This window comes from Nonomuraea monospora, from assembly GCF_039531895.1.
GTDB classification, from domain to species: domain Bacteria; phylum Actinomycetota; class Actinomycetes; order Streptosporangiales; family Streptosporangiaceae; genus Nonomuraea; species Nonomuraea monospora.
The window spans coordinates 164,797-188,960 of sequence record NZ_BAAAQX010000007.1; the positions used below are offsets into that span (position 1 = coordinate 164,797).

General features: G+C 70.7%; 19 protein-coding genes. 6 read left to right on the forward strand and 13 right to left on the reverse strand.

Annotated elements, in window-relative coordinates; translation table 11 throughout:
- Window positions 1–2: 2 nt before the first annotated feature.
- The 5 genes from ABD331_RS16075 to ABD331_RS16095 all read right to left on the reverse strand — a co-directional run bounded on the left by ABD331_RS16075 (window position 3) and on the right by ABD331_RS16095 (window position 7,552).
- The gene (locus ABD331_RS16075) at window positions 3–1,100 is read right to left on the reverse strand and encodes an acyltransferase family protein (RefSeq protein ID WP_344475301.1); all 1,098 of its coding nucleotides are present in this window, start codon (window positions 1,098–1,100) and stop codon (window positions 3–5) included.
- Between the two features lie 73 nt (window positions 1,101–1,173).
- Complete coding sequence (locus tag ABD331_RS16080; protein WP_344475303.1) at window positions 1,174–2,241, reverse strand: pyridoxal-phosphate dependent enzyme; 1,068 nt, start codon at window positions 2,239–2,241, stop codon at window positions 1,174–1,176.
- Window positions 2,242–2,306: 65 nt separating this feature from the next.
- The gene (gene hypF / locus ABD331_RS16085; RefSeq protein ID WP_344475306.1) at window positions 2,307–4,535 is read right to left on the reverse strand and encodes a carbamoyltransferase HypF; all 2,229 of its coding nucleotides are present in this window, start codon (window positions 4,533–4,535) and stop codon (window positions 2,307–2,309) included.
- A 197-nt stretch (window positions 4,536–4,732) separates the two neighbouring features.
- A complete protein-coding gene (gene arc, locus ABD331_RS16090; RefSeq protein WP_344475308.1) occupies window positions 4,733–6,496 on the reverse strand; it encodes a proteasome ATPase in 1,764 nt (587 codons plus the stop codon).
- Between the two features lie 204 nt (window positions 6,497–6,700).
- Entirely contained in the window at window positions 6,701–7,552 is an 852-nt protein-coding gene (locus ABD331_RS16095) for a tRNA (adenine-N1)-methyltransferase (protein ID WP_344475310.1), read from the reverse strand.
- Between the two features lie 55 nt (window positions 7,553–7,607).
- Here ABD331_RS16095 and ABD331_RS16100 point away from each other — a divergent pair, with 55 nt between their 5' ends.
- The 3 genes from ABD331_RS16100 to ABD331_RS16110 all read left to right on the forward strand — a co-directional run bounded on the left by ABD331_RS16100 (window position 7,608) and on the right by ABD331_RS16110 (window position 10,875).
- On the forward strand, window positions 7,608–8,699 hold the full coding sequence (locus ABD331_RS16100; RefSeq protein WP_344475312.1) for a GNAT family N-acetyltransferase: 1,092 nt from the start codon (window positions 7,608–7,610) through the stop codon (window positions 8,697–8,699).
- A 284-nt stretch (window positions 8,700–8,983) separates the two neighbouring features.
- Window positions 8,984–9,487 carry a hypothetical protein gene (locus tag ABD331_RS16105; protein WP_344475314.1) on the forward strand — a complete coding sequence of 168 codons (504 nt, stop codon included), beginning with the start codon at window positions 8,984–8,986 and terminating at the stop codon, window positions 9,485–9,487.
- A 554-nt stretch (window positions 9,488–10,041) separates the two neighbouring features.
- A complete protein-coding gene (locus tag ABD331_RS16110; protein WP_344475316.1) occupies window positions 10,042–10,875 on the forward strand; it encodes an SDR family oxidoreductase in 834 nt (277 codons plus the stop codon).
- A 209-nt stretch (window positions 10,876–11,084) separates the two neighbouring features.
- Here the strand turns inward: ABD331_RS16110 and ABD331_RS16115 are convergent, their stop codons facing one another.
- Both ABD331_RS16115 and ABD331_RS16120 read right to left on the reverse strand, forming a co-directional pair.
- On the reverse strand, window positions 11,085–12,509 hold the full coding sequence (locus ABD331_RS16115; protein WP_344475318.1) for an FHA domain-containing protein: 1,425 nt from the start codon (window positions 12,507–12,509) through the stop codon (window positions 11,085–11,087).
- A 340-nt stretch (window positions 12,510–12,849) separates the two neighbouring features.
- The gene (locus ABD331_RS16120; RefSeq protein ID WP_344475320.1) at window positions 12,850–13,986 is read right to left on the reverse strand and encodes a site-2 protease family protein; all 1,137 of its coding nucleotides are present in this window, start codon (window positions 13,984–13,986) and stop codon (window positions 12,850–12,852) included.
- A 115-nt stretch (window positions 13,987–14,101) separates the two neighbouring features.
- Between ABD331_RS16120 and ABD331_RS16125 the strand changes: the two genes are divergently transcribed.
- The 3 genes from ABD331_RS16125 to ABD331_RS16135 all read left to right on the forward strand — a co-directional run bounded on the left by ABD331_RS16125 (window position 14,102) and on the right by ABD331_RS16135 (window position 17,226).
- Window positions 14,102–14,962: a RecB family exonuclease gene (locus ABD331_RS16125; RefSeq protein ID WP_344475321.1), complete on the forward strand. Its 861-nt coding sequence runs from the start codon at window positions 14,102–14,104 to the stop codon at window positions 14,960–14,962.
- Window positions 14,963–15,355: 393 nt separating this feature from the next.
- Window positions 15,356–16,546 (forward strand): sensor histidine kinase, encoded by a 1,191-nt coding sequence (locus ABD331_RS16130; protein WP_344475323.1) that lies wholly within the window; start codon window positions 15,356–15,358, stop codon window positions 16,544–16,546.
- Window positions 16,543–17,226, forward strand: a complete 684-nt coding sequence (locus ABD331_RS16135) for a response regulator (RefSeq protein WP_148432831.1) — start codon at window positions 16,543–16,545, stop codon at window positions 17,224–17,226. The genes ABD331_RS16130 and ABD331_RS16135 overlap by 4 nt, the downstream gene beginning before the upstream one ends.
- A gap of 134 nt (window positions 17,227–17,360) precedes the next feature.
- Here ABD331_RS16135 and ABD331_RS16140 read toward each other — a convergent pair whose 3' ends face one another.
- The 6 genes from ABD331_RS16140 to ABD331_RS16165 form a co-directional block, all read right to left on the reverse strand.
- Window positions 17,361–18,347, reverse strand: a complete 987-nt coding sequence (locus ABD331_RS16140) for an ABC transporter ATP-binding protein (protein ID WP_344475755.1) — start codon at window positions 18,345–18,347, stop codon at window positions 17,361–17,363.
- A gap of 32 nt (window positions 18,348–18,379) precedes the next feature.
- On the reverse strand, window positions 18,380–19,405 hold the full coding sequence (locus tag ABD331_RS16145) for an ABC transporter ATP-binding protein (protein ID WP_344475326.1): 1,026 nt from the start codon (window positions 19,403–19,405) through the stop codon (window positions 18,380–18,382).
- On the reverse strand, window positions 19,402–20,415 hold the full coding sequence (locus ABD331_RS16150) for an ABC transporter permease (protein ID WP_344475328.1): 1,014 nt from the start codon (window positions 20,413–20,415) through the stop codon (window positions 19,402–19,404). Before ABD331_RS16150 ends, ABD331_RS16145 begins: the two co-directional genes overlap by 4 nt.
- 90 nt (window positions 20,416–20,505) lie before the next feature.
- Window positions 20,506–22,272, reverse strand: coding sequence for an ABC transporter substrate-binding protein (locus tag ABD331_RS16155; RefSeq protein ID WP_344475330.1), 1,767 nt, complete (start codon window positions 22,270–22,272; stop codon window positions 20,506–20,508).
- A gap of 48 nt (window positions 22,273–22,320) precedes the next feature.
- A complete protein-coding gene (locus tag ABD331_RS16160; RefSeq protein WP_344475332.1) occupies window positions 22,321–23,310 on the reverse strand; it encodes an ABC transporter permease in 990 nt (329 codons plus the stop codon).
- Between the two features lie 240 nt (window positions 23,311–23,550).
- The gene (locus ABD331_RS16165; RefSeq protein WP_344475334.1) at window positions 23,551–24,081 is read right to left on the reverse strand and encodes a cellulose synthase; all 531 of its coding nucleotides are present in this window, start codon (window positions 24,079–24,081) and stop codon (window positions 23,551–23,553) included.
- Window positions 24,082–24,164 lie beyond the last annotated feature (83 nt).

Below are 24,164 nucleotides of genomic sequence, written 5' to 3' on the forward strand. Positions count from 1 at the left end.
AGTTATGGCACCGACGTCTTTTCCATCTGTACGGCGGGAGCTGGTGGGGTTTGTGTAGGTCTGCGGGGCTTGAGTAGCCGCTGGATGGGGCGTTCGGCAAAGGAGTAGACGAGATACGACACGAGAATCGACACCAGTGTCGTGATCGTGGCGACGGCCCAGGGGGGCAGGTCGCCGGTGAGCAGCGGGATGAGGGCCACGGCGATGACGCTATGGAAGAGGTAAAGCGGGTATGTCGTGCCGCCGAGCGCGGCGAGCAGGCGTGAGCTCCGCATGCGGAGCATCCCGAGCGCCATGAGGGCCATCACGGCGAAGATCAGCGTGAGGGTGATGATCACGCTGAGGTCCGTGACGGGCATGTTCTTGAACCCGGCCTGCTCGATGCGGCCGTGTACGCGGCCGAGGGCGGAATGCAGCGAAAGCCCGTAGGCGGCGGCGACGTAGAGCCAGGGCAGCCACCCGCCGCCGCGCTTGTGCACGAGGTAGAGGGCCATGCCGGCGACGAAGTACCCGGCGTATGCGGGCATGACGGTCTCGCGGACGACGTCCGGCACGGCGAGGTCGTTCTCGTCGAGGAGTTTGACGCCGAGTGCGGCGGCGAGCCAGACGCCGCCGAAGGTCAGGACGCGCGCGCGGGTGACGCCGGCGATGACCAGGATGGCGATCAGCAGGTAGAAGCGCAGCTCGGCCCAGAGCGACCAGTAGACGCCGCTGGCGTCGGTGACCTTGAACAGCCGCTGGAACATGCTGGCGTTCAGCAGGTACTCACCTGGGGAAAGTTTTGGGTCGAGCGCCTTGGCTCCGGTGAGGCCGTAGAGGGCGGCGACGGCGGCCAGGCTGAGCCAGTAGGCGGGGTAGAGGCGGACGAGCCTGGACCGGGCGAACGCGCCGAGCCCGCGCCCCCACACGGTCATGAGGATGACGAAGCCGCTGATGATGAAGAACAGTTCGACGCCGAGGATGCCGAGCCCGGCGAAGGGGGCTAAGGCGGGGAACAGCTCGGCGGGCCGGTCTCCCCAGACGGAGGCGTAGGCGACCAGGTAGTGGAAGGCGACGACCGCGAGGGCGGCGAGGAAGCGCAGCAGGTCGAGCTCGGCCAACCGGCCGTCTCCTCGGGCGTGTCTGGACCGGGACCGGTTGGGCTGTTGCACGCCCCCTTAGACGTCACTTCGATCACTTCGGTTCCACGGGTCCCTCGGTTCCCACGAGCATCACGCGTGCGGCGTCGTCGAGGCGGAGCGCGTCGCGGGCGGCGGGCGTGAGGGCGAGCAGCCCGGCGGCTCCGGCGGCGCCGCAGCCGGACAGGGCGACGCCGTGCGCGGCGAGCAGGCGGGTGGCCGCGGCGGCCTGCTCGTCGGTGATGGTGACGTAGAGGTCGGCGAGGTGGGACAGGAGGCGGTGCGCGAGGAGTGAGGGTTCGCGGCAGTCGAGCCTGCCGAGGGTGGTCAGGTGGCCGGCGACGCGGGTGGGCTCGCCGGCGCGGGCGCTTTCGATGAGGCAGGGCGCGCCGTCCGGCTCCACGACGACGATCTTCGGCTGCTCGCCCCACCGGTCGCGTACGTACCCGGCCGCCGCGGCGGCGAGCCCGCCGACGCCCGCCTGCACGAACACGTGGGTGGGGGCGCCGTCGTGCGGGCCTGTGGCCCCTTCTGGGGGCGGGAACGCGCCGGGGCCGGACAGTTCGTCGAACAGGACGCTGTAGCCGCGCATGACGTCCAGGGGGACGCTGGTGTAGCCGTCCCATGAGCTGTCGGCCACGAGCCGCCAGCCGTGCTCCTGGGCGGCGGCCATGGCGGCGGCCATACTGGCCTCGTAGTCGTGGCCGGTGCGCCGCACCTGCGCGCCGAGTGCGCGCAGCCGCTCCGCGAACGCCTCGGGGACGCCTTCGCTCAGGTGCACGACGCACGGCACGCCGATCTCGGCGGCGCCGGCGGCCACCGAGAGGCCGTGGTTGCCCGCGCTGGCGCACACGAACGGCGCGCCGCCGCCGTCGCGTTCCGCGAGCAGGTGCACGGCGTACGCGCCGCCGAGCGCCTTGAAGCTGCCCAGGCCCATGCGGCCGCTCTCGTCCTTGACGTAGGCGGCGCCGGCTCCGCCGAGGCCGGGGATGCGGTGGACGGGGGTGGGGCGGTAGGCGGGGTGGCGGGCGAAGTGGGCGCGGGCCTGGCGGGCGTGCTGGACGCCGATGAGGGTGCGGTCCTGGCCGGTGTACGGGGTGCGGCCGGGGTTGAGGTATTCCATGATCGCCATGCTAGGCGGGCCCGGTCTGCGGCCCTGGGGCGGGCGCCGGTGTGGCCGGGCCCCCGTCAGCGCTGGTCCTGGGCGGCGGCGACGGCGGCCTGGCCGAGGCTGAGCCCGCCGTCGTTGGGCGGCACCCGTACGTGCTTGAGCACCCGGAACCCCGCCGCCCGCAGCCGCTGGACGGTGCGGTCGAGGAGCAGGGCGTTCTGGAAGACGCCGCCCGACAGGGCGACGGCGGTGAGCCCGGTGCTCTGGCGGAGGGCGACGCAGGTGCGGGTGATGGCGGCGGCGACGCCGTTGTGGAAGCGTCCGGCGATGACTCCGGGGTCGGTGCCGGCGGCGAGGTCGGCGGCGGCGGCGCGGACGAGGTCGCCGCCTTCGACGATGAGGGGCCCGCCGGGGGCGGTGGTGACGGCGGCGTCGTAGGCGCCGGTTTCGGAGGGGTCGGCGCGTTGTTCGAGCTCGATGGCGGCCTGCCCCTCGTAGGTGATCTTGTCGCGGACGCCGAGGAGCGCGGAGACGGCGTCGAAGAGGCGGCCGGCGCTGGAGGTGAGGGGGGCGTCGTCCGCGAGCCGCAGGGCGTCGGCCCAGTGGCCGGCGTTGCGTTCGGCGACGGCGAGGCCGGGGTGCTGGTCGCGCAGGTAGGCGGCGGTCATCCGCCAGGGCTGCCGGACGGCGGCGGCACCGCCCGGCATGGGGACCTGGGCGAGGTGGCCGAGGCGTTCGTAGCCGGTGAGGTCGGCGCGCAGGAACTCGCCGCCCCACAGGGTGCCGTCGGTGCCGTGGCCGAGCCCGTCGAAGGCCACGCCGATCACGGGGCCGGGGTCGCCGTTGTCGGCGAGGCAGGAGGCGATGTGGGCGTGGTGGTGCTGGACGCCGACGTGGTCGACGCCGCGGATGTCGAGGGCGTGCTGGGTGGACAGGTAGCCGGGGTGCAGGTCGTGGGCGACGATCTCGGGGCGGATGTCGAACAGGCCGCAGTAGTGGTCGATGCCTTCGATGAAGGAGCGCAGCGTCTCGTGGTTCTCGAGGTCGCCGATGTGCGGGGAGACGAAGGCGCGCCGGCCTTGGGCCAGGCAGAAGGTGCTTTTCAGCTCGGCGCCGCAGGCGAGGACGGGCCTGGGGACGGGTCTGCGCAGGGCAAGGGGTTCCGGGGCGTAGCCGCGGGCGCGGCGCAGCACGGTGACGGCGCCGGGCAGGGGGCGGATGACGGAGTCGTCGGCGCGCAGGTGGATGGCGCGGTCGTGGGTGAGGAAGGCGTCGGCGATGCCGGCGAGGCGGGTGAGGGCGTCGTCGTCCTCGTAGGCGATGGGCTCGTCGGAGACGTTGCCGCTGGTCAGGACGATGGGTTCGGCGAGTTCCGCGAGCAGGAGGTGGTGCAGGGCCGTGTAGGGGAGCATGATCCCGAGGCTGCGGTTGCCGGGCGCGACGGAGGGGGCGACGGGGGCGCCGTCGCGGCGGGGCAGCAGCACGATGGGGCGGGCGCGGCCGGTGAGGAGGGCTGCGGCGGTGTCGTCGGCGTGCGCGATCCGGCGGGCCTGGGCGAGGTCGGCGGCCATGACGGCGAACGGCTTTTCCTCTCGGTGCTTGCGTCCGCGCAGGGCGGCGGTGGCGCGTTCGTCGGAGGCGGTGACGGCGAGGTGGTAGCCGCCGAGGCCTTTGACGGCGACGACGCGTCCGGCGCGCAGGAGGACGGCGGCGCAGGCGACGGGGTCGCCGCACAGCTCGGTGCCGCGCTGGTCGCGCAGCAGCAGCCGGGGCCCGCAGGCGGGGCAGCAGGTGGGCTGGGCGTGGTAGCGGCGGTCGCCGGGGTCGTGGTATTCGCGGGCGCAGTCGCCGCACATGCCGTATCCGGCCATGGTGGTCATGAGCCGGTCGTAGGGGACGCCGCGCACGATGGTGAAGCGGGGGCCGCAGTTGGTGCAGTTGATGAACGGGTAGCGGTGGCGGCGGTCGGCCGGGTCGGCGAGTTCGCGCAGGCAGTCGTCGCAGGTGGCGGTGTCGGCGGAGACGAGGGCGCGGCGGGGGCCCGCGGGGTCGCTGGTGGCGATGGTGAAGCCGCTGTGGCCGGCGGGCTCGCCGCTGACGACGGTGACGCGTTCGATCGCGGACAGGGCGGGGGCGTCGCGTTCGAGTGCGGTGAGGAACTCCTCGACGCCGTCGTGCGCCCCTTCGACCTCGATGTGGACGCCGTTGACGTCGTTGTGCACGCGTCCGGCGAGGCCGAGCCGGTTGGCGAGCGAGTAGACGAAGGGCCGGAAGCCGACCCCCTGGACGATGCCTTCGATGTGCACGTCTACTCGTTTGAGCGTGGTCACAGGGCCAGTGTGCGCCTCATCGGGGTGGTGTGCATGCGTATCGGCCGTGTCGCCGCGCGTTCTGCGTGTCCTGCGCGGGGGAGCTTCCTCACCCTTGCGGAACAACCCGGACGAGCCGGACAGACGGCAGGGCCGGGCGGGATGTGCCCGCCCGGCCCTGCCGTCCAGGGGTTCTACAGGTACTGACCGGTGTTGGCGACGGTGTCGATGGACCGGCCGGCTTCGGTGCCCTGCTTGCCGGAGACGAGCGTGCGGATGTAGACGATCCGCTCGCCCTTCTTGCCGGAGATGCGGGCCCAGTCGTCGGGGTTGGTGGTGTTGGGCAGGTCCTCGTTCTCGGAGAACTCGTCCACGCAGGCCGTGAGCAGGTGCTGCACCCGCAGGCCCTTCTGGCCGGTTTCGAGGAACTGCTTGATGGCCATCTTCTTGCCCCGGTCGACGATGTTCTGGATCATCGCGCCGGAGTTGAAGTCCTTGAAGTACAGGACTTCCTTGTCGCCGTTGGCGTAGGTCACCTCCAGGAAGCGGTTCTCCTCGCTCTCCTGGTACATGCGCTCGACGACGCTCTGGATCATGCCCACGATGGTGGCCTCGCGGGACTCGGAGTGCTCCGTGAGGTCATCGGGGTGCAGTGGCAGGTCGGAGACGAGGTACTTGGAGAAGATGTCCTTGGCCGCCTCGGCGTCCGGCCGCTCGATCTTGATCTTGACGTCCAGGCGGCCGGGCCGCAGGATCGCCGGGTCGATCATGTCCTCGCGGTTGGAGGCGCCGATGACGATGACGTTCTCCAGGCCCTCGACGCCGTCGATCTCCGACAGCAGCTGAGGGACGATGGTGTTCTCCACGTCGGAGGACACGCCGGAGCCTCGGGTCCGGAAGATCGAGTCCATCTCGTCGAAGAACACGATCACCGGGGTGCCCTCTGAGGCCTTCTCGCGGGCCCGCTGGAAGACCAGGCGGATGTGCCGCTCGGTCTCGCCGACGTACTTGTTGAGCAGCTCCGGGCCCTTGATGTTGAGGAAGAAGCTCTTGCCGGACTGGCCGGTCTTCTCCGCGACCTGCTTGGCCAGGGAGTTGGCGACGGCCTTGGCGATGAGCGTCTTGCCGCATCCGGGCGGCCCGTACAGGAGCACGCCCTTGGGGGGACGGAGCTTGTGCTCGCGGAACAGGTCGGCGTGCAGGTAGGGAAGCTCGATGGCGTCCCTGATCTGCTCGATCTGCCGCATGAGGCCGCCGATCTCCTCGTAGGAGATGTCGGGAACCTCTTCGAGCACGAGTTCTTCGACTTCGGACTTGGGTATCCGCTCGTAGACGTAGCCGGAGCGAGGTTCGAGCAGGAGTGAGTCTCCCGCCCTGATGGGCTGGCCGACCAGCGACTCGGCCAGTCGCACGACGCGCTCTTCGTCGGCGTGCGAGATCACCAGGGCACGCTTGCCCTCGTCGAGCAGTTCCTTGAGCATCACGATCTCGCCGACCTCTTCGTAGCCGAGTGCCTCGACCACGTTGAGCGCCTCGTTGAGCATGACCTCCTGGCCACGCCGCAGCGAGTCGACGTCGACGGCTGGGCTGACGTTCACGCGGAGCTTGCGCCCTCCGGTGAACACCTCGATCGTGCCGTCTTCTCTGGCCTCCAGGAAGGTGCCGAAGCCGGATGGCGGCTGCGCCAGCCGGTCGACCTCCTCCTTGAGTGCGACGATTTGGTCCCTGGCCTCCTTGAGGGTCGCCACCAGGCGTTCGTTCTGGCCTGTCACGGCCGCGAGATTCGCCTGTGCCTCATGGAGACGCTCTTCGAGGACCCTGGCCTGACGGGGTGACTCGGCCAGCTTCCGCCTCAGCGCGGTGATCTCCTCCTGGAGGAAGGAGACCTGTGTTGAAAGATCAGCGACCTCCCGTTCGCGCTGCGCGGCTCGAGCCTCAGCATCATCGCGAGCTGCCACGCCCCGTCACCTCCTTCCCAGTCGAGAGCGACTACTAAGGACCTTACCTATCTCGGGCCCCTCCGTAACCTGGCCGGGCAGTGTTCGTAGAGTGACATTCAGTATTCGTTGAATAATCCCCAATAGTGCGTTTAATACTCCCAGCATATGAACACGGCGGTCTGTTCCCGTGTCACGCACCAACGCACCCTCGTGGCCAAATTGTCATAGTTCTTCAGTGGTCCCCTTCGGTCGACGACGGCGCGGCGGCGGGGTCACGCCGTCGGCCATGCGCCGGGCGATGACGAGGAACCCGGTGTGGCCGATCATCCGGTGATCGGGCCTTACGGCGAGTCCTTCGACATGCCAGTCGCGAACCAGGGTCTCCCACGCATGCGGCTCGGTGAAACACCCGTGATCGCGAATCACCTCGACCGTCTTGGACAACTGGGTCGTCGTGGCCACGTAACAGCAGATCACGCCGCCCGGCGTGAGGGCCTTGGCGGCGGCGTCCACGCACTCCCACGGGGCGAGCATGTCGAGGATGACGCGGTCGACGTCGGCCTCGTCAATCGAGGACACCAGGTCGCCGACGACCAGGCGCCAGTTGTCGTCCATGGCTCCGCCGTAGAACTTCTCGACGTTCTTGCGCGCGACCTCGGCGAACTCCTCGCGCCGCTCGTAGGAGGTGACGTGCCCCTCGGGGCCGACGGCGCGCAGCAGGAAGCAGGTCAGCGCGCCGGAGCCGACGCCGGCCTCGATGACGCGGGCGCCGGGGAAGATGTCGGCCATGCCGACGATCATCGAGGCGTCCTTGGGGTAGATGACGGCCGCGCCGCGCGGCATGGCGAGCGTGTAGTCCTGCAGGAGGTGGCGGAAGGCGAGGTACTGGGTGCCGCCGGAGGAGCGCACGACGGAGCCTTCAGGCTGCCCGATCAGGTCGCTGTGCGGGATGGCGCCCTTGTGGGTGTGGAAGACGCCGTCCTCTTTGAGCGTGATCGTGTGGCGCTTGTTCTTGGGGTCGGTGAGCTGCACCTGATCCCCCGCCTGAAACGGCCCATGCCTGCGGAAACCCATGGCGGCAAGGGTATAGGGCTTTTGGCCGCGTCCTGACGCACGGTATCTATGGGGGGTGTTCCCGCGTGATGTGATCTCGGCCGGCCCCCTCGTCCTGCGACCCCCTTCGCAGGACGACGCCGAGCCGCTGGTGAAGATGTGTGACGATCCGGTGACGGCCAGGTTCATGCCGTCGTTGCCGCAGCCGTACGAGCTGGGCCACGCCCTCGGCTACCTGAGCCGCGCGCCAGGGATGTGGGAGGACGGCGGCGCGCAGTACGCGATCACGGAGGGCGGGCGGTTCGCCGGCCTGGTGTGGCTGGGGCCGCCGGATGGGCAGGGAGTGTCGGACACCGGCTACGTGGTGGCGCCGTGGGCGCGCGGCAGGGCCGTGGCGGCGACGGCGGTGCGCGCGCTCACCGACTGGGCCTTCGACCAGGGGGTGCGCCGGGTCGAGCTGCAGGCCGAGGTGGAGAACGTGGCGAGCCTGCGGGCGGCGTACCGGGCGGGTTTCTGCGAGGAGGGGCTGCGGCGGGAGGCGAAGCGGACGCGTGACGGGCGCTTCGCCGACTATGTGACGTTCGCCAGGCTGCGGGGGGAGGCGGCGCCGGCGGCGGAGCCGTACCTGCCGCCGCCGCGGGACGGCGAGCTGTGCGACGAGGTGGTGCGGCTGGTCCCGATGGCGCCGGGCGACGCCGCCGACTACCACCGGATGATGAGCGAGCCGAGCGTGCAGGCGTACTCGGTGACGCCGCCCGTCTCGCTGGAGGACGCCGAGCGGCGCTGCCGCTACACCGGCTACTGGTGGCTGTCGGGCCAGCGGGCCGAGATCGCGATCAGGGACGCGGCCTCGGGCGAGTTCGCCGGGCACATCCAGCTCACGCAGGTGGTGCCGGTGCTGGGCCAGGCCATGATCGGCTACTCGCTGCTGCCCGGCTTCCGCGGGCGCGGCTTCATGACGCGGGCGGTGCGGCTGCTGGCCGACTGGGCGTTCGCGCGCACGGCCCTGCACCGGATCGTGGCGGGCACCGACGTGGACAACACGGCCTCGCACGCGGTGCTGGAGCGCACCGGGTTCCGGCGCGAGGGCGTGCACAAGGAGTTCCTGCCGCGGCCGGACGGCACGCGGGCGGACGACCTGCAGTGGGTGCGCACGCGCCCGGCCTAGCCCGGGGGCGCCTCAGGCGGCCTGGAGTGGCGGCTGCCCGCTTCTGTGCCGTACGGCCGCCGCCGGGGCGCGGTGACCTGCCTGGGAGTGCGGTGACGGCGTCAGGACGTGACGACGGTGTTGCGGCGGGACCGGACGGCAGGGCCGAAATTGGCAAAAATTCTGATTTCCTGTTGAGGGGTAGTCAAGGGCCGCGTCGAGGGCGATAGTCAGGGCACCCGCAGGCGAGAATCGTGCGATCGGGCTGCGCGATCTCGCCCCCTCCGCTCCGAGGGGATTCCGCGATGCCATACAACCGTGTCGATGTCGCCATGCGCGACCTTCTCTCCACGTTCTCCCTCCTGGAGGCGGCGGAGCTGACCGGCCGGCTGGCGCGCACCGCCGCCGCCGTCGCGGGCACCGCCTACGCCGGGTTCGTCCGCGTGGACGCGCTCCGCCAGGACGCCTGCCCCCTGCACGTGCACACGCCGCCCGGCGACCCGCTGCGCCTGCGGCGGTGGCTGGCCGAGTCGGGGGTGCTGAAGGAACTCGCCGCGTCCAGCGACGCGGTGCGGCTGCCGCCGGACGTCTCGATGGGCGAGCCCGGCTTCCTGGCCATGCCCGTGCCGGTGGCGGCGCGCGACCGCGTGTTCGTGTGGGTGGCGGGGCGGGGGTTCTGCGATGGTGACGAGCATCTGCTGGGACGGTTCGCGACGGCGGCGGGGCGGGCGCTGGAGGCGGCCAGCGGGTGTGAGGCGGCTGCGCGTCTGTTGCGGGGCGTACGGGCTTTCCGACCGGTGCCGCCGTGATCCGGTGACTTGGAGGCGGGCCGGAAGCCGGGATGGGGGTGGCCGGTATGGGAGCGCATTCATGGCGAGGCGCTGCTTAACGGGCGGGAATCCGTTCCGGTGTTTCTGAAGGATCTTCACGATTTAACGGTTTAGGCGAGATGTTAGCGGTATTTCACGATTTCCCGGAATATAACCTCCACCGCCCTCTCCCCCACCGGCCCGCCGCCCTCCCTCAGGGTGCCATTCCGGGCACGGCTCCGCCCGGAACCGCCATCCTGTGCGGCGCTCTCCGGGCGCCCGCCCGGCCCTGGAACGCCCGTCTGCGGCGCGTTGTGGCCGTCGCGCGCCACGCCTCGGCTCACCTCGCGGACGCCGCACACCTCTCCCATCGTGCGCGCCACTCAGGGACCGCATGCCACCTCGCCGAAACCGCGGGCGCCACCTTTCCACGCGTCACACATCCCGCCCCTCAACGCACCCTTGATGCGCATATATCACCTTTCCGCCCTAAAAGGCCGTGGAGCGAAGTAAGCGGTCACCTTCACCTGCCCATTCCGATAGCGTGAGCGCTCATGAGGGTGCTGATCGTGGGCGGCAGCGGGTTCCTCGGCGGCGAACTCGTACGACGATGCGCCACCGCCGGCCACGACGTCGCCGCCACCTACCGCACCAGCCCCGGAGACCCCGGCCAGGCGACCTGGCTCCCCCTGGACCTGCGCGCCAGGCAGGAGGTGGCCGCCGTCCTCGGCACGTTCGCGCCCGAGGTGACGATCAACGCCGCCTACCGCCAGTCCGACTGGGCGACCACCGCCGACGGCGCCGCGCACGTGGCCGCGGAAGTGGCGCGCGGTGGCGGGCGGCTGGTGCAGGTGTCCAGCGACGTGGTCTTCTCGGGCGCTCAGGAGCGGTACGACGAGACGTGCCCGCCCGACCCGATCACCCCGTACGGGGCGGCCAAGGCGGCGGCGGAGACGGCCGTACGGGCCGTGCTGCCCGGGGCGGCGATCGTCAGGACGTCGCTCATCGTCGGGCGCGGCAGGTCGGTGCACGAGACGCTGGTGCGGTCGCTGGCCACGGGGGCGCGTGAGGGGGCGCTGTTCACCGACGACGTGCGGTGCCCGGTCCACGTCGGCGACCTGGCGGCGGCGCTGCTGGAGGTGGCGGAGCGGGGCTTGTCTGGTGTGCTGCACGTGGCGGGGGCCGACGCGGTGAGCCGGTACGAGCTGGGTGTGCTGATCGCCCGCAGGGACGGCCTCGACGCCTCCCGCCTCCGCACCGGGAGCCGGGCCGAGGCGGGGGTGCCGGGGCCGCTGGAGGTGCGCCTGGACTGCTCGGCGACCCAGCGCCTGCTGACGACCCGGCTGCGCGGCGCCCACGAGTTCCTGGCGGCACCCGACGCGCCCTGAGGCCCGCATGCCCGGCCGCCCCTGCCAGACGCGCATGCCCGGCCGCCTCCGCGAACCGCGTATGAACAGCACTCCGCGCACGCGTACCCGACACTCGCCGACGCGGGCCGCACCCCAGGCGCGCAGGCGATCCCTGCCCACAACAGCCCTGCACCCAGCCGCCCGCACCACCCCGAAGACGCGGCGCAGGCGGGCGGCCGAACGAGGTCCTACCCCCGGTGCGCCTCGAATCGAAGCGTCCGGGACACCCCCACCCGGACGGTGGTCCCCGGCGCGATCGTCACCGGCTCGTTCGGCGGGATGTCGTAGAAGTTCGGGTCACCGGGCGGCTGGATCTGCGTCCCGTTGACGGACCCCAGGTCCACCAGGTTCACGTCCCATCCGTCGAGCGCCACCCGCAGATGCCGCCGCGACACCGACCCGTCCGGGCTGGTGACCTTGGCGGGCCTGGCGGTGCCGCCGGCGACCTCGGGCGCCCGTTCCGGGTCACGGCCGAGGAGGTAGTCGCTCTCCAGCGGCAGCGCGGTGCCGTCGTCCAGGATGAGGACGCCGAGCGAAGGGCGCGGCCCCTTGTACGGGACGAGGGTGCGCTGCACCAGCGCGATGCCGCACACCGCGCAGTACGGCACGCGGGGGTCGTTGAAGTGGTCGTTCTTGCAGTCGACGCCGTAGACGAGCGGCCGGTCGCCGTGGTCGCCCTGCTGCTCCTGCTGCGGCGGCCCTGGGTGGTCGTAGGGGTCGGGCGGGCCGAGCACGGGCGGCGCGGGCTGGTCGTAGTGGTCGGGCGGGCCGAGGTGCTGCGGGACGGGCTGGTCGCCGACGCCGTTGCCGGAGGCGGGCACGTCGTCGTAGGACGGGTACTGCGGCTGCTCGGGCAGGGACGGCGGCTGCTCCTGGTAGACGGGCTCCTGCGGCGGCAGGTAGGGGGCCGGCTCCTGGGGCGTGTGGTAGGCGGGCGGCTCCATCGGCGCGGGCTGGGGGCCGGAGGGCGGGCCGGGCGCGATGGGCGGCTGGTCGGCCATCGGGTACGGCGGGCGCTCGACGGGCTGCTGCTGGGGCTGGGGCTGCTGGACGAGGTCGGGCTCGAGGTGGAAGCCCGTGGCAGGCAGCTCGCTGGTCAGGAGCCTGGGCTGGGCGGGGGCGGCGGGCCGGCCGGTGAACTCGCCGGTGAGGTCGCCGACGAGGCCGCCGCCGTGCACAATGCCGCCGTCGAAGCGGACGGCCGGGTGGGGGCTGCCGGCGCCGGGCAGGCTGAGCTCGACGCGTTCGACGGGGCCGTTGACGAGGCGGTCCGCCCAGGTCAGGGAGTCGCTGCCGGCCAGCCGGGTCTCGCCGCCGGAGGTGGTGATGGTGGCCGAGGCGGAGCCGCTGACGAGGACGGCGACGCCGGCGCCGACGGGGCCGGCGACCGCGCAGGTGGCGGGGTCGGAGGCCATGTTGGCGGCCAGGACCTGGGCGGCGCGGCGGGCCAGCGCCCGGCCGTCACCGCCGGAGGCGGCGGTCTCGCGCAGCGCCTCGATCAGGGCGTCGGCGGCCGACTCGGCCGAGTCGCACACCAGCAGCAGCCCGCCTTCGTAGGCGACAAGCCCGTTTCCAGGAAGCGGACGCACCACTCCGAAGCCTTGGTCGGTCATGCGTCCTCCTTCATGACGACCGTGCTGCGCTCATTGGTGCCCTCGCTGCGCTCGGTCACTCAACTCTCCTCCCCGGAAGCCGGCGTTGTTACGGCACCCGCACTGCCGTGCTGGCCACCAGCCATACGCATACCCAGACGGCGAGGCCGTGTCGCGGCCCCCTCGTCTCGATTCGGTGAACCGGCGGACCGCGGCGAACCCCTCAACTGTGCAAGTTTGGCCAAACAGAACACTATCGGCCAGTCGCGGCATCGCAGAAATCGCGGGGGTCGGCTTCGGCCGCCTGAAACTGCTGGACACGACCCTATCGAGGGGTTGCCTCATAAACGAGTGGGACAAATCAGACGCCGCTGAAAACTCGGTTCACGTCGGCGGTCGAGAGCACGCCGTAGATCTCGCCGCCGTCCTCGACCAGCAGGTACTCGCTGCCGGGCGCCTCGCGCATGGCCTCGATCAGTGGCTCTCCCGTCAGGCCGGCGGCCAGCACCATGCGCGGCTCCAGCGTCTTGGCCAGGGAGGCCACGTTCACCCAGGGACGGCGGTGCTCGGGGGTGGCCTGGACGGCGGCCTCGTTGACGATGGCCATGGGCCTGCCGTCGTGGTCGACGACGACGAGCGCGCCCGCGTGGCGTTCCGTGGCCTGCCGCAGCGCCTCCGACAGCGGCGTCTCGGCGGTCACCGGGATCGCCCTGCGGGCCAGGACGCGCGCGTTGACCTGCGGGATCCTGGCCCTGATCTTGGCCAGGCGCAGCGACTGGCTCGCCCCCATCCAGATGAACGAGGCCAGCACCAGCGGCCACACCAGGTTGGTCAGGCTCAGCTCCCGTCCGCCCGACAGCGCGCTCACCACCGGGAACACCACGAGCAGCACGGCCAGCACCCGCCCGCCCCAGGCCGCCACGACGGTGCCGGTGCCGGGGTTGCGGGTCACCTTCCACACGCCGGCGCGCAGCATCCTGCCGCCGTCGAGCGGCAGCCCCGGCAGCAGGTTGAAGACGCCGACGATGAGGTTGGCGAACCAGAGCTGCCAGGTGAGCACCTCCAGGATGCCGCCGTCGTTGATGAGGTACACGTCGGCGACGAGGCCGAGCCCGGCCAGGCCGAGCGAGAGGGCCGGGCCCGCCGCGGCGACCATGAACTCCTTGCCCGGCGTCGGCGGCTCCTTCTCGATCTCGGACACGCCGCCGAGCAGGTAGAGGGTGATCCTGCGGACCGGCAGGCCGTACGCCTTGGCCAGGACGCTGTGCGCCAGCTCGTGCAGCAGCACCGAGACGTACAGCAGCACCGCGAACAGGAACGCCACCCCGTAGGCCGCGAAGTCGTCGAGCTGGGGCAGCATCTGCCGCATCTGCGGCCCGAACATCACGGTGATGAACGCGGCCACCAGGAACCATGTCCACGACACGTACACCGGAATGCCGAACGGCTTCCCCATCCGGATGCCGGAGGACTCCTGCCGCGGGCTCTGCTCGCTCACCGCACTCCTTGAACGTCCATTACGTGCTGTTGCTGCCTTGATGCTACGCGCCCGATCACGTCTACCTCGTTGCGCGGAGGTTATTCTGTCGGGGTCTTGACCTAGAGTGCGGTGCATGACATTGACCGAGCCGGTGATCATCGGAGCTCTCTCCCCGTCCCGGGCGGGCGATTTCATGACGTGTCCGCTGCTCTACCGCTTCCGGGTGATCGACCAGCTCCCGGAGAAACCTTCGCAGGCGGCGGTGCGCGGCACGGTGGTCCACGCGGTGCTGGAGCGCCTGTACGACCTGCCCGCGCCGAGCCGCTCGGTGGAGGCGGCGCTGGAGCTGCTCGACCCGCAGTGGGCGCGGCTGCTGGCCGACGATCCGCAGTACGCGCAGATGTTCGCCGACGAGGCGGAGCAGGCCGAGTGGCTGGCGCAGGCGCGCGAGATGCTGCGCCGCTACTTCACCCTGGAAGACCCGACGCGCCTGGAGCCCGCCGAGCGCGAGCTGTACGTGGAGGCGGTGCTCGACGGCGGTCTCATGCTGCGGGGGTACGTCGACCGGCTCGACGTGGCGCCGACGGGCGAGGTCCGGGTCGTCGACTACAAGACGGGCAGTGCGCCCGGGCCCGACTTCGAGGCCAAGGCGCTGTTCCAGATGAAGTTCTACGCGCTGGTGCTGTGGCGGCTGCGCGGCAGCGTGCCGCGGCTGCTGCAGCTCGTCTACCTGGGCGGGCAGGGCGAGGTGCTGCGGTACGCGCCGGACGAGGCCGACCTGCTGGCCACCGAGCGCAAGGTGATGGCGTTGTGGGCGGCGATCGAGCGGTCGCTGGAGACCGGCGAGTGGCGGGCGCGGCGCAGCCGGTTGTGCGACTGGTGCGATCATCAGGCGCTGTGCCCGGAGTTCGGGGGGACGCCGCCGCCCGTGCCCTCTCGTCAACCCGGTGACACGACCCGCAGCAGCCGCCGGGCGGCTACTGACGAGCTGTAGGGGCGCCGCCGTGGGCCTGGCGCAGGCTGGCCGCGCTCGGGCGTCACGCCGGTAGAGCGGACGCCCGGGTGAAGCGGCACGCCGGTAGGGCGGACGCACGGATGAGACGGCGCACGCATGAGACGGCGCACGGGTGGGGCATGCGCTGGCCGAACGCGTGCCGCCCGGCCCGTGCCCGGCCAGCCCGCGCCCGGACGGAGCCGCCGCTCGGACGGCCCGCTCGGACGACGCCCGCGCTGCCTGGCGCGGCTGGCCGGGGCGCGTTCGGTTGGCGCACCGATCGGACGGGCGCTCGGGCAGGGCGGGCGGGATCGTTCTTGAGGGTGGGCCGGACGGCGCTAATCCTCCCACGGGAGGAGGTTCCGGTCTCTCACCTGGTCTTACAGTGAAGCGGTGCGCATAGACCGGAGCAGGCTCCACGACACGGTGCTCGCCGGAGTGGTGGCAGCGGCCTCCGTGACGTTGTACGCGCTCTACGGCCCCGACCGCCTGCAGGCCGAGGGCATCCCGGTGGAGGGCATGCGTCAGCCCGACCTGCTGGGCGCGCTGCTGCTGGTGGCGGCGTCGGCGCCGGTGGCGGTGCGGCGGCGCTGGCCGTTGTCGGCGATGTGCGCGGGCCTGGTGCCGGAGACGCTGCTGAACGCGCTCGGTTACGGGACGGGCATGTCGAGCCTGGCCGGGATCGTGCTGCTGTATTCGGTGGCGACCTACCGGGGGCTGGCGGTGTCGCTGGCGGGGCTGGTGCTGTCGCTGATGACGTATCTGGCGGGCGCGGTGTCGGGCCCGGCGCGGGCGGGCGGCGCGAGTGAGTACGTGGTGACGGCGCTGGTGCTGGTGGCGGTGTGGGGGGCGGGCCGGAGCCTGCGGTTGCGGCGGGCGTACCTGGAGGAGCTGAAGGACCGGGCGGCGCGGCTGGAGCGGGCGCACGCGGCGGACACGCGGGCGGCGCGGGCCGAGGAGCGGTCGAGGATCGCGCGTGAGCTGCACGACGTGGTGGCGCACCACGTCAGCGTGATGACGGTGCAGGCGGCGGCGGCGCGCAGGGTGCTGGCCTCCGATCCGGATCTGGCGCGGGAGGCGTTGTCGGCGATCGAGAACACGGGGCGGCTGGCGATGACGGAGATGCGTAACATCGTGGGCGTGCTGCGTACCGACACCAGGGCGGACGCGCGGGCGGAGCTGGGGCCGCAGCCGGGTGTGCGGGATCTGCCGGCGCTGGTGGAGCAGATGCGGGAGGCGGGGCTGGCGACGCGGCTGCGGGTGGAGGGCGAGCCGGCGCCGCTGCCCGCGGGGGTGGATCTGGCGGCGTACCGGCTGGTTCAGGAGGGGCTGACGAACAGCCTGCGGCATGCGGGCGCGGGGGCGGAGGCGGTGGTGACGGTCCGGTACGAGCCGTATGAGCTGGACGTGCGGGTGGAGGACGACGGGGTGGGGGCCGTTCAGGAGACGGGGCGGCCGCCGGGGCATGGCCTGGTGGGCATTCGCGAGCGTGTTGCCCTTTATGGTGGAATTCTGAACATCGGTCCGCTACCCGGGGGCGGTTTCGAGGTGCGGGCGAGGCTCCCGTTGAAGGACGGCCAATGACGATCAGGGTGCTGCTGGTGGACGACCAGCCGCTGCTGCGTACCGGTTTCCGGCTGATCCTGGAGGCCGAGCCCGACATCACGGTGGTGGGGCAGGCGGGCGACGGCAAGGGCGCGCAGGAGCAGACGCGGGCGCTGCTGCCGGACGTGGTGCTGATGGACATCCGGATGCCCGGGGTCGACGGCATCGAGGCGACCCGCCGGATCGTGCGGGAGGCGGCGCCGTCGGCGCACGTGCCGAAGGTGCTGGTGCTGACGACGTTCGACCTCGACGAGTACATCGTGGAGGCGCTGCGGTCGGGGGCGTCGGGGTTCCTGCTGAAGGACGTGCCGCCGGACGAGCTCGTGCAGGCGATCCGGGTGGTGGCGGCGGGCGACGCGATCGTGGCGCCGAGCGTGACGCGGCGGCTGCTGGACCGGTTCGCGGCGCGGCTGCCGTCGGCGTACGAGCAGGCGGCGCCGGCGCGGCTCGACCGGCTGACGGAGCGGGAGCTGGAGGTGCTGCGGCTCATCGCCAAGGGCATGTCGAACGCGGAGATCGCGGCCAAGCTGGTGGTGAGTGAGACCACGGTGAAGACGCACGTGGGCAACGTGCTGACGAAGCTGGGGCTGCGGGATCGGGTGCAGGCTGTGGTGCTGGCGTACGAGACGGGGCTGATCACGCCCGGGGCCATCAGCTAGCCACAGCCGGGGCGACGGCGGGCGTCCCGAAACGGCAGGATTCCGAGCAAGCGGCGGGCATGGCGCGGCGGCCCGCCCGGTACTGGCCGGGCGGGCCGCCGCGAGATCGCGCCTCAGGCAGGCACGGCAGCCGGTCAGTCGGCTGTGGCGGCGGAGGCCGGCGTTTTCTCGGGGACGTTCTCCGGGAAGTGGCAGGCCACCTGGTGCCCGCTGGCCAGCTCGGCCAGCGGCGGCTCGACCTTCTTGCAGATGTCCTGAGCCTTCCAGCAGCGCGTGTGGAAGCGGCAGGCGGGCGGCGGGTTGAGCGGGCTGGGCACGTCGCCGGTGAGCCGGATGCGCTCGCGGTCCTTGCGCCCCTTCGGGTCGGGCACCGGCACGGCCGACATCAGGGCGTTGGTGTACGGGTGCATGGGCGCCGCGTACAGGCTCTTGCGGTCGGCGATCTCGACGATCTTGCCGAGGTACATGACGGCGACCCGGTCGCTGATGTGCCGCACCACCGACAGGTCGTGGGCGATGACGACGTAGGTCAGGTCCAGCTCGTTCTGCAGGTCTTCGAGCAGGTTGACGACCTGGGCCTGGATGGAGACGTCGAGCGCGGAGACGGGCTCGTCGGCGATGATCAGCTTGGGCTTGAGCGCGAGGGTGCGGGCGATGCCGATGCGCTGCCGCTGGCCGCCGGAGAACTCGTGCGGGTAGCGGTTGTAGTGCTCGGGGTTGAGCCCGACCAGCTCCAGGATGTCCTGGACGGCCTTCTTGATGCCCTGCTCGGTCTGGATGCCCTGGATCCGGAACGGGGCGCCGACGATGGCGCCGACGGTGTGCCGGGGGTTGAGCGACGAGTACGGGTCCTGGAAGATCATCTGCATGTCGCGCCGGAGCGGGCGGAGCCTGCTCTGGTTCATGTGCGTGATGTCCTCGCCCTCGAAGACGACCTTGCCTCCGGTGGGTTCGAGCAGCCGGGTCACCAGCCTGCCCGTGGTGGACTTGCCGCAGCCCGACTCCCCCACGAGGCCGAGCGTCTCGCCCTTGTAGACGTCGAAGCTGATCCCGTCGACCGCCTTGACGGCGCCCACCTGTCTCTTGAACAGGCCCTTGGTCACGGGGAAGTGCTTCTCCATGTCCTGTACGGACAGAAGCAGCTCGTTGTCGCTCACTGGGTCTCCAGCACTGGCTTGATCTCGTTCGCCCACAGGCTCTGCCGTTCGGCGCGGTCCATGTGGCAGCGCACCAGGTGGCCGCCCTCGGTCTCGGCGAGGGCCGGGACCTCGGTGTCGGCCTTGCCGTCCGTGCGTTCCGCGTACGGGCAGCGGGGGTGGAAGGCGCAGCCGGACGGCACGTTGATCAGGGAGGGCGGCGAGCCCTTGATCGGCAGCAGCCGTTCGGTGGGCTCGCGGTCGAGCCGTGGCATGGAGCCGAGCAGGCCCCACGTGTAGGGGTGTTCGGGCCGGTAGAAGATGTCCTCGGCGGTGCCGATCTCGACGCACTTGCCGCCGTACATGACGAGGATGTCGTCGGACAGCTCGGCGACCACGCCCAGGTCGTGCGTGATGATGATCAGCGCCGAGTTGAACTCGCGCTGCAGGTCGCGCATCAGGTCCAGGATCTGGGCCTGTACGGTCACGTCGAGCGCGGTGGTCGGCTCGTCGGCGATGAGCAGCTCGGGGTCGCACGAGAGCGCCATGGCGATCATGGCGCGCTGGCGCATGCCGCCGGAGAACTCGTGCGGGTAGCTGTCGACGCGCCGGCGCGGCTCGGGGATGCCGACGCGGCCGAGCATGTCGATGGCGTGCTTGCGGGCGACCTGCTTGGAGACGTCGTTGTGGATCCGGTACGCCTCGATGATCTGGTGCCCGACGGAGTAGAACGGGTGCATCGACGACAGCGGATCCTGGAAGATCATCGCCATCTTCTTGCCGCGCAGCTTGCGCACGTGCTCGGCGGAGGCGCCGATGAGCTCCTCGCCGTCGAGCCAGATCTCGCCGGAGAGCCTGGCCCGGCCGCCCTTGTGCAGGCCCAGGATGCCGAGGCTGGTCACGCTCTTGCCGGAGCCCGACTCGCCGACGATGCCCAGGGTCTTGCCCCGCTCCACGCCGAACGACAGCCCGTCGACGGATTTGACCAGGCCGTCGTCGGTCGGGAAGTGGATCTTCAGGTCCTTGACGTCAAGGAAGGTCACGAAAGCCTCACCCTCGGGTCGACCACGGCGTACAGGAGGTCGACGATCAGGCTCGCGGCCACCACGAAGCCGGCGGCGACGAGCACGACGCCCATGACCTGCGGCAGGTCCTGGTTCCTGATCGCCAGGATGGCGAACTGGCCGAGCCCGGGCAGAGTATAGGTGGTCTCGGTGAGGATGGCGCCGCCGATGAGCAGGCCGAAGTCGATGCCGAACAGGGTCAGGATCGGCGTGAGCGCGGCGCGCAGGCCGTGTTTGACCACGACCTGGTTCTCGCGCAGGCCCTTGGCCCTGGCGGTGCGGATGTAGTCCTCGCCCATCGTCTCCAGCATGCCCGCCCGCGTCAGCCGCGCATAGGTGGCGGCGAACAGGAACGCCAGCGTGATCCACGGCAGTGTCAGGTTGTAGGCCCACTGCGCGGGGTTGGCGGTGAAGTCGGTCCAGGCGCCGCCGGGCGGTGTCCAGCCCAGGCCGTAGCTGAAGACGACCAGGGAGATCATGCCGGTGAAGAAGATCGGCAGTGACACGCCGGCGAGGGCGGTGCCCATCGTGATCCGGTCGAAGATGCTGCCTCTGCGCAGCGCGGACAGCACGCCCACGCTGACGCCGGCCACCACCCACAGCAGCGCGGCGCCGAGGGCCAGGGAGAAGGTGACCGGCATGCGGTCGACCAGGTCAGGCCAGACGGGCTGCCCGCTGATGAAGGAGTAGCCGAAGCAGGGCGCGGGGCACTGCTCGACGCCGGCGCCGTAGTCGTACTCGGCGCCCGCGAACAGGCCCTTGACGAACCTGCCGTACTGCACGACCACCGGGTCGTTGAAGCCCAGGCGCTCCGCGACCAGGTGCACGGTCTCCGGAGTGGCGGCGCGCCCGACGTAGCGCGAGGCGAGGGCCTCGGGTGTCGCCCCCGCCCATTGCGGCACCAGGAAGAAGATGCCGAAGGTGACCATGCTGATCACGATCAGCATGGCGACGGCGCCGATCAGACGCCTGATGATGTATGTGACCACCGCTGTCGGCCGAGTGGCCCGCCCGCCGCGGGCGGGCCACTCCTGCCTTCACCTGCCTTCGCTAGATCCCCGGACCGCGTCCAGTAACCGTCACTGAACGCCGAGCATGACGTAGTCGTACATGCTCTGGCCCTCGTTGTAGGCGAGGTTCGTCACGCCCTCACCGCGCATGAGCAGCGACTTGGCCCACACGACGGGAAGGATGGAGGCGTCCTCCATGACCTTCTTGTCGACGTCGACCCACAGCTTGGCGCGGGCGGTGGCGTCGAGCTCGGCGGAGGCCTGGTCGATGAGCTTGTCGACCTCCGGGTTCTTGACGCTCAGGTTGTAGTTGCCTGCGTCGCGGATGGTGCGGCTGTCGACGATGGCCTGCATGAAGCCGTAACCGTCGGGCCAGTCGGAGCCCCAGCCGTGGCTGGCCAGGCCGATGCCGTTCTCCTTGACGTAGTTGACGTTGCCGGCGTAGTCGGAGAAGTAGCTGGAGGCCGGGAAGCCCTTGAGGGTGAGCTTGATCCCGACGCGGGCCAGCGCCTGCTGCATCGCCTCGGCCAGCGCCTTCTCGCGCGGACGGTCGGAGCGGAAGGTCATGTTGGTGGAGAAGCCGTTGGGCTGGCCGCAGGCGGCGAGCGCCTCCTTGGCCTTGGCGACGTCACCCTTGTTGTCCGGGCTGGCGTACAGGTCGAACTTCTCCTGGCCGACGATGGGCGGCGGCATCACGTTCGTGGCGATGTCGCCACCGGCCACCGGGCCGCCGAAGGCGGTCTGGTTGGCGACGCGGTCGGCGGCCCACATGACGGCCTTGCGGCAGTCGATGTTGTCCAGCGGCTTGGTGTCGGGAATGACCGACACGTACCAGAGCCTCGGGATCGTGGGGTTGTCCGTGCGGGCCTTCAGCGCCGGGTCCGGCAGGACCTTGCCGAGCGCGGCGGGCTGCATGCCGGTGCCGGGGATGTCGAGCTGGATGCTGCCCGAGATGAGCTGGTTGTCCAGGTCGTCGGCGTTGACGTTGAGCTGGACCTCGATGCGGTCCGGCAGCGCGGGACGGTTCGGGTCGGTCGAGGCGTCCCACTGGTCGTTGCGGACCAGCGCGAAGCTCTTGCCGATCTCGTTCTTCTCGAACTTGTACGGGCCCGAGGAGACGACCTTCTCCTTGTACTTGGCGCCCGTGTCCTTGTCCTTCGGCACCGGAGCCGTCATCGGCATCTGGACGACGTAGTCCATCGACGCGAACGGCTTCTTCAGGTGGAAGACGAGCGTGGAGTCGTCGGTGGCCTCGACCGCCGACTTGTAGTCCACGTCCGGGGTCTTGTAGACGCCCTTGAAGTCCTTCGGCCAGTCAAGCAGCTCGTTGAGGTACGAGGGGCCGTGCGGGAAGGTCTCCTTGTCGAAGGAGCGGGCGACGCCGTAGGCCACGTCCTTGGCCGTGATCGGCGTGCCGTCCTCGAACTTCAGACCGGCCTTGATCTTGTACGTCCAGGTCTTGCCGTCGGTGCTGGGCTCGCCGAGGTTCTCGGCCAGGTCGGGCACCACCGTGTTGCCGTCGGGGCCGGGGCCCGTCTTGTACATCGTCAGCGTCCGCCAGTAGTACCGGCCGAAGTTGAACGAGTAGCCGTAGTAGGTGTCGGCCGGGTCGAGGCTGTCCCAGTCGGAGGAGTGGGCCGCCTTGAGCGTCCCGCCCTTCTTCGTGGACGGGTTGTACACCGACGTCAGAGCGGCGTTGGCCACGGGTTGCGCGGCACTGCCTGCCGCCGACTGGGCGGGCTGGCTGGGAGTGCCGCCACCTCCGCCGCCACAGGCGGAGAGCACCAAGGCGAGCGCCGCTGTCGCGGCTCCTGCCAGTGCGTGTTTCCTTCTCATTGACTAACCCCTTGATGAGTGGGATGCGGGGGATGAAGCGTTGGCGGTTCAGTGCGCCCGCGGGTCGAAGGCGTCCCGAAGTCCGTCGCCGAACAGGTTGAACGCCAGGACGGTGATGAAGATCGCCAGACCCGGGAAGAGCACGAAGTGGGGCAGCGTGTAGAAGCGGACCGCTTCGGAGAGCATGCCGCCCCAGGTCGGGGTGGGCGGGTTGATGCCGACGCCGAGGAAGGACAGCGCGGCCTCGAACAGGATGTTGGTCGGGATGAGAAGTGTCGCGTAGACCAGGATCGGCGCCATCAGGTTCGGCAGGACCTCGCGGAACAGGATGTAGGTGTGGCTCGCGCCGAGGCTCCTGGCCGCGTCCACGAACTCGCGTTCGCGCAGCGACAGCGTCTGGCCGCGGACGAGCCGGCCGATGCTGGGCCAGCTGAAGAACCCGATGATGAAGATCAGCATCGCGATGCGCAGGCCGTCGCCCTCGAGCCCGAACCCCTCGTTGGGCATGACGCCCACCAGCGCGATCGCGAAGACCAGCAGGGGGAAGGCCAGGAAGACGTCCATGATGCGGCCGATGATCTGGTCGACCCAGCCGCCGAAGTAGCCGGCGGTGACGCCCGCGACGGTGCCGATGACCACCGACACGATGGTGGCCAGGAAGCCGATCAGCAGCGAGATCCAGGCGCCGGACACGATGCGGCTGAAGATGTCACGGCCGTTGACGGGCTCGACGCCGAGCAGGTACTCGCCGCTCACGCCGCCGAAGGTGCCCTTGGGCAGCAGCGTGTTCGGGTCGATCTGGTCCTGGTGGAACTCCAGCGGGGGGTGGCCGAACATGGAGATGATCGGCGAGGAGAAGACGGCCACGAGGACCAGCAGCACCACGACGATGCCGCCGCCGAGTGCGACCTTGTCGCGGCGCAGGCGCATCCAGGCGATGCCGGTCAGCGACCGGCCCTGGATGGCCTTGCCCGCTCCCACGAGCACGGATTCCGGCTGCGCCTCCGCGGAACCGGGTACGTCTAGCGGTGCGGTCATGCCGTGATGCCCCCTGGTACAAGACAACGCTGTCTTAACGCGTGGTTGACTTCAGACCGCGGCTTGCGGACCTTCAGGAGGCAGAATCTATGGCCTGAGCTGCGCTGACTAGTCCCTCAGACAGCTATGTGGCTAATCTGTGATTGACGCGAAACTCATTCGTATTGATCTTGATTGATTGGTCCTGAATGTGTCCCGGTTATGTCTCGGAACCGTGACACGGGCCCTCGCGGCGGACGATCAGCTGATGCCGCGCCGCTTCAGAAGCTCCTCGATGTCGGAGAAGTCGTCGTCGCCCTTGCTCGCCGGCTTCGGCTTCTGCGCGACGGCCGGCTGCTGCGGCTTGGCGGCGGGCGCCGCCTTCGCCTGGCCGCCACCCTGTCCGCCACCCTGTCCGCCGGCCTGGCCACCCTGCACGGGCCGCTGCGTCGCGTCGGTGTCCTTCTTCTTGCGCCCGGACGACAGCTTCCTGCCCCGCATCACGCCCGACACCACGAACAGCACCACCGACAGCCCCGCCACGGCCACGCCCGCCCACACGGCCGGGTTGAACACCAGGCTGGTCACGAAACCCACCACGGTCGTGCCGATGGTCCACAGCGCCTGCAGCGCCCCCGTCAGGTACGCCGCGACCGGCAGCAACGCCCACGCCGTCATCCGCAGGCCCGCCGCCGCTCCCCTGCGCCTGAACGCCAGGAACGCCAGCACCAGCCCGGCGATGGTCACGCCGGCGCACAGCGGCAGCCATGCGATCGCCTGGAAGTCACCCATCTCGCCGCCCCCTCTTCATCGCTCGCTCGTGCCCTCCATCCTGGCACGCGGAGACTCCTCCGCCTCCTCCGCGAGAACCACAT

Excerpts from the sequence above, each read along its gene's own strand:
- ABD331_RS16080 (WP_344475303.1), bottom strand. The coding sequence starts at position 2,241 with ATGGAATACCTCAACCCCGGCCGCACCCCGTACACCGGCCAGGACCGC.
- ABD331_RS16095 (WP_344475310.1), bottom strand. The coding sequence starts at position 7,552 with ATGGGTTTCCGCAGGCATGGGCCGTTTCAGGCGGGGGATCAGGTGCAG.
- ABD331_RS16105 (WP_344475314.1), top strand. The coding sequence starts at position 8,984 with ATGCCATACAACCGTGTCGATGTCGCCATGCGCGACCTTCTCTCCACG.
- ABD331_RS16110 (WP_344475316.1), top strand. The coding sequence starts at position 10,042 with ATGAGGGTGCTGATCGTGGGCGGCAGCGGGTTCCTCGGCGGCGAACTC.
- ABD331_RS16115 (WP_344475318.1), bottom strand. The coding sequence starts at position 12,509 with ATGACCGACCAAGGCTTCGGAGTGGTGCGTCCGCTTCCTGGAAACGGG.
- ABD331_RS16125 (WP_344475321.1), top strand. The coding sequence starts at position 14,102 with ATGACATTGACCGAGCCGGTGATCATCGGAGCTCTCTCCCCGTCCCGG.
- ABD331_RS16135 (WP_148432831.1), top strand. The coding sequence starts at position 16,543 with ATGACGATCAGGGTGCTGCTGGTGGACGACCAGCCGCTGCTGCGTACC.
- ABD331_RS16140 (WP_344475755.1), bottom strand. The coding sequence starts at position 18,347 with ATGGAGAAGCACTTCCCCGTGACCAAGGGCCTGTTCAAGAGACAGGTG.
- ABD331_RS16155 (WP_344475330.1), bottom strand. The coding sequence starts at position 22,272 with ATGAGAAGGAAACACGCACTGGCAGGAGCCGCGACAGCGGCGCTCGCC.
- ABD331_RS16160 (WP_344475332.1), bottom strand. The coding sequence starts at position 23,310 with ATGACCGCACCGCTAGACGTACCCGGTTCCGCGGAGGCGCAGCCGGAA.
- ABD331_RS16165 (WP_344475334.1), bottom strand. The coding sequence starts at position 24,081 with ATGGGTGACTTCCAGGCGATCGCATGGCTGCCGCTGTGCGCCGGCGTG.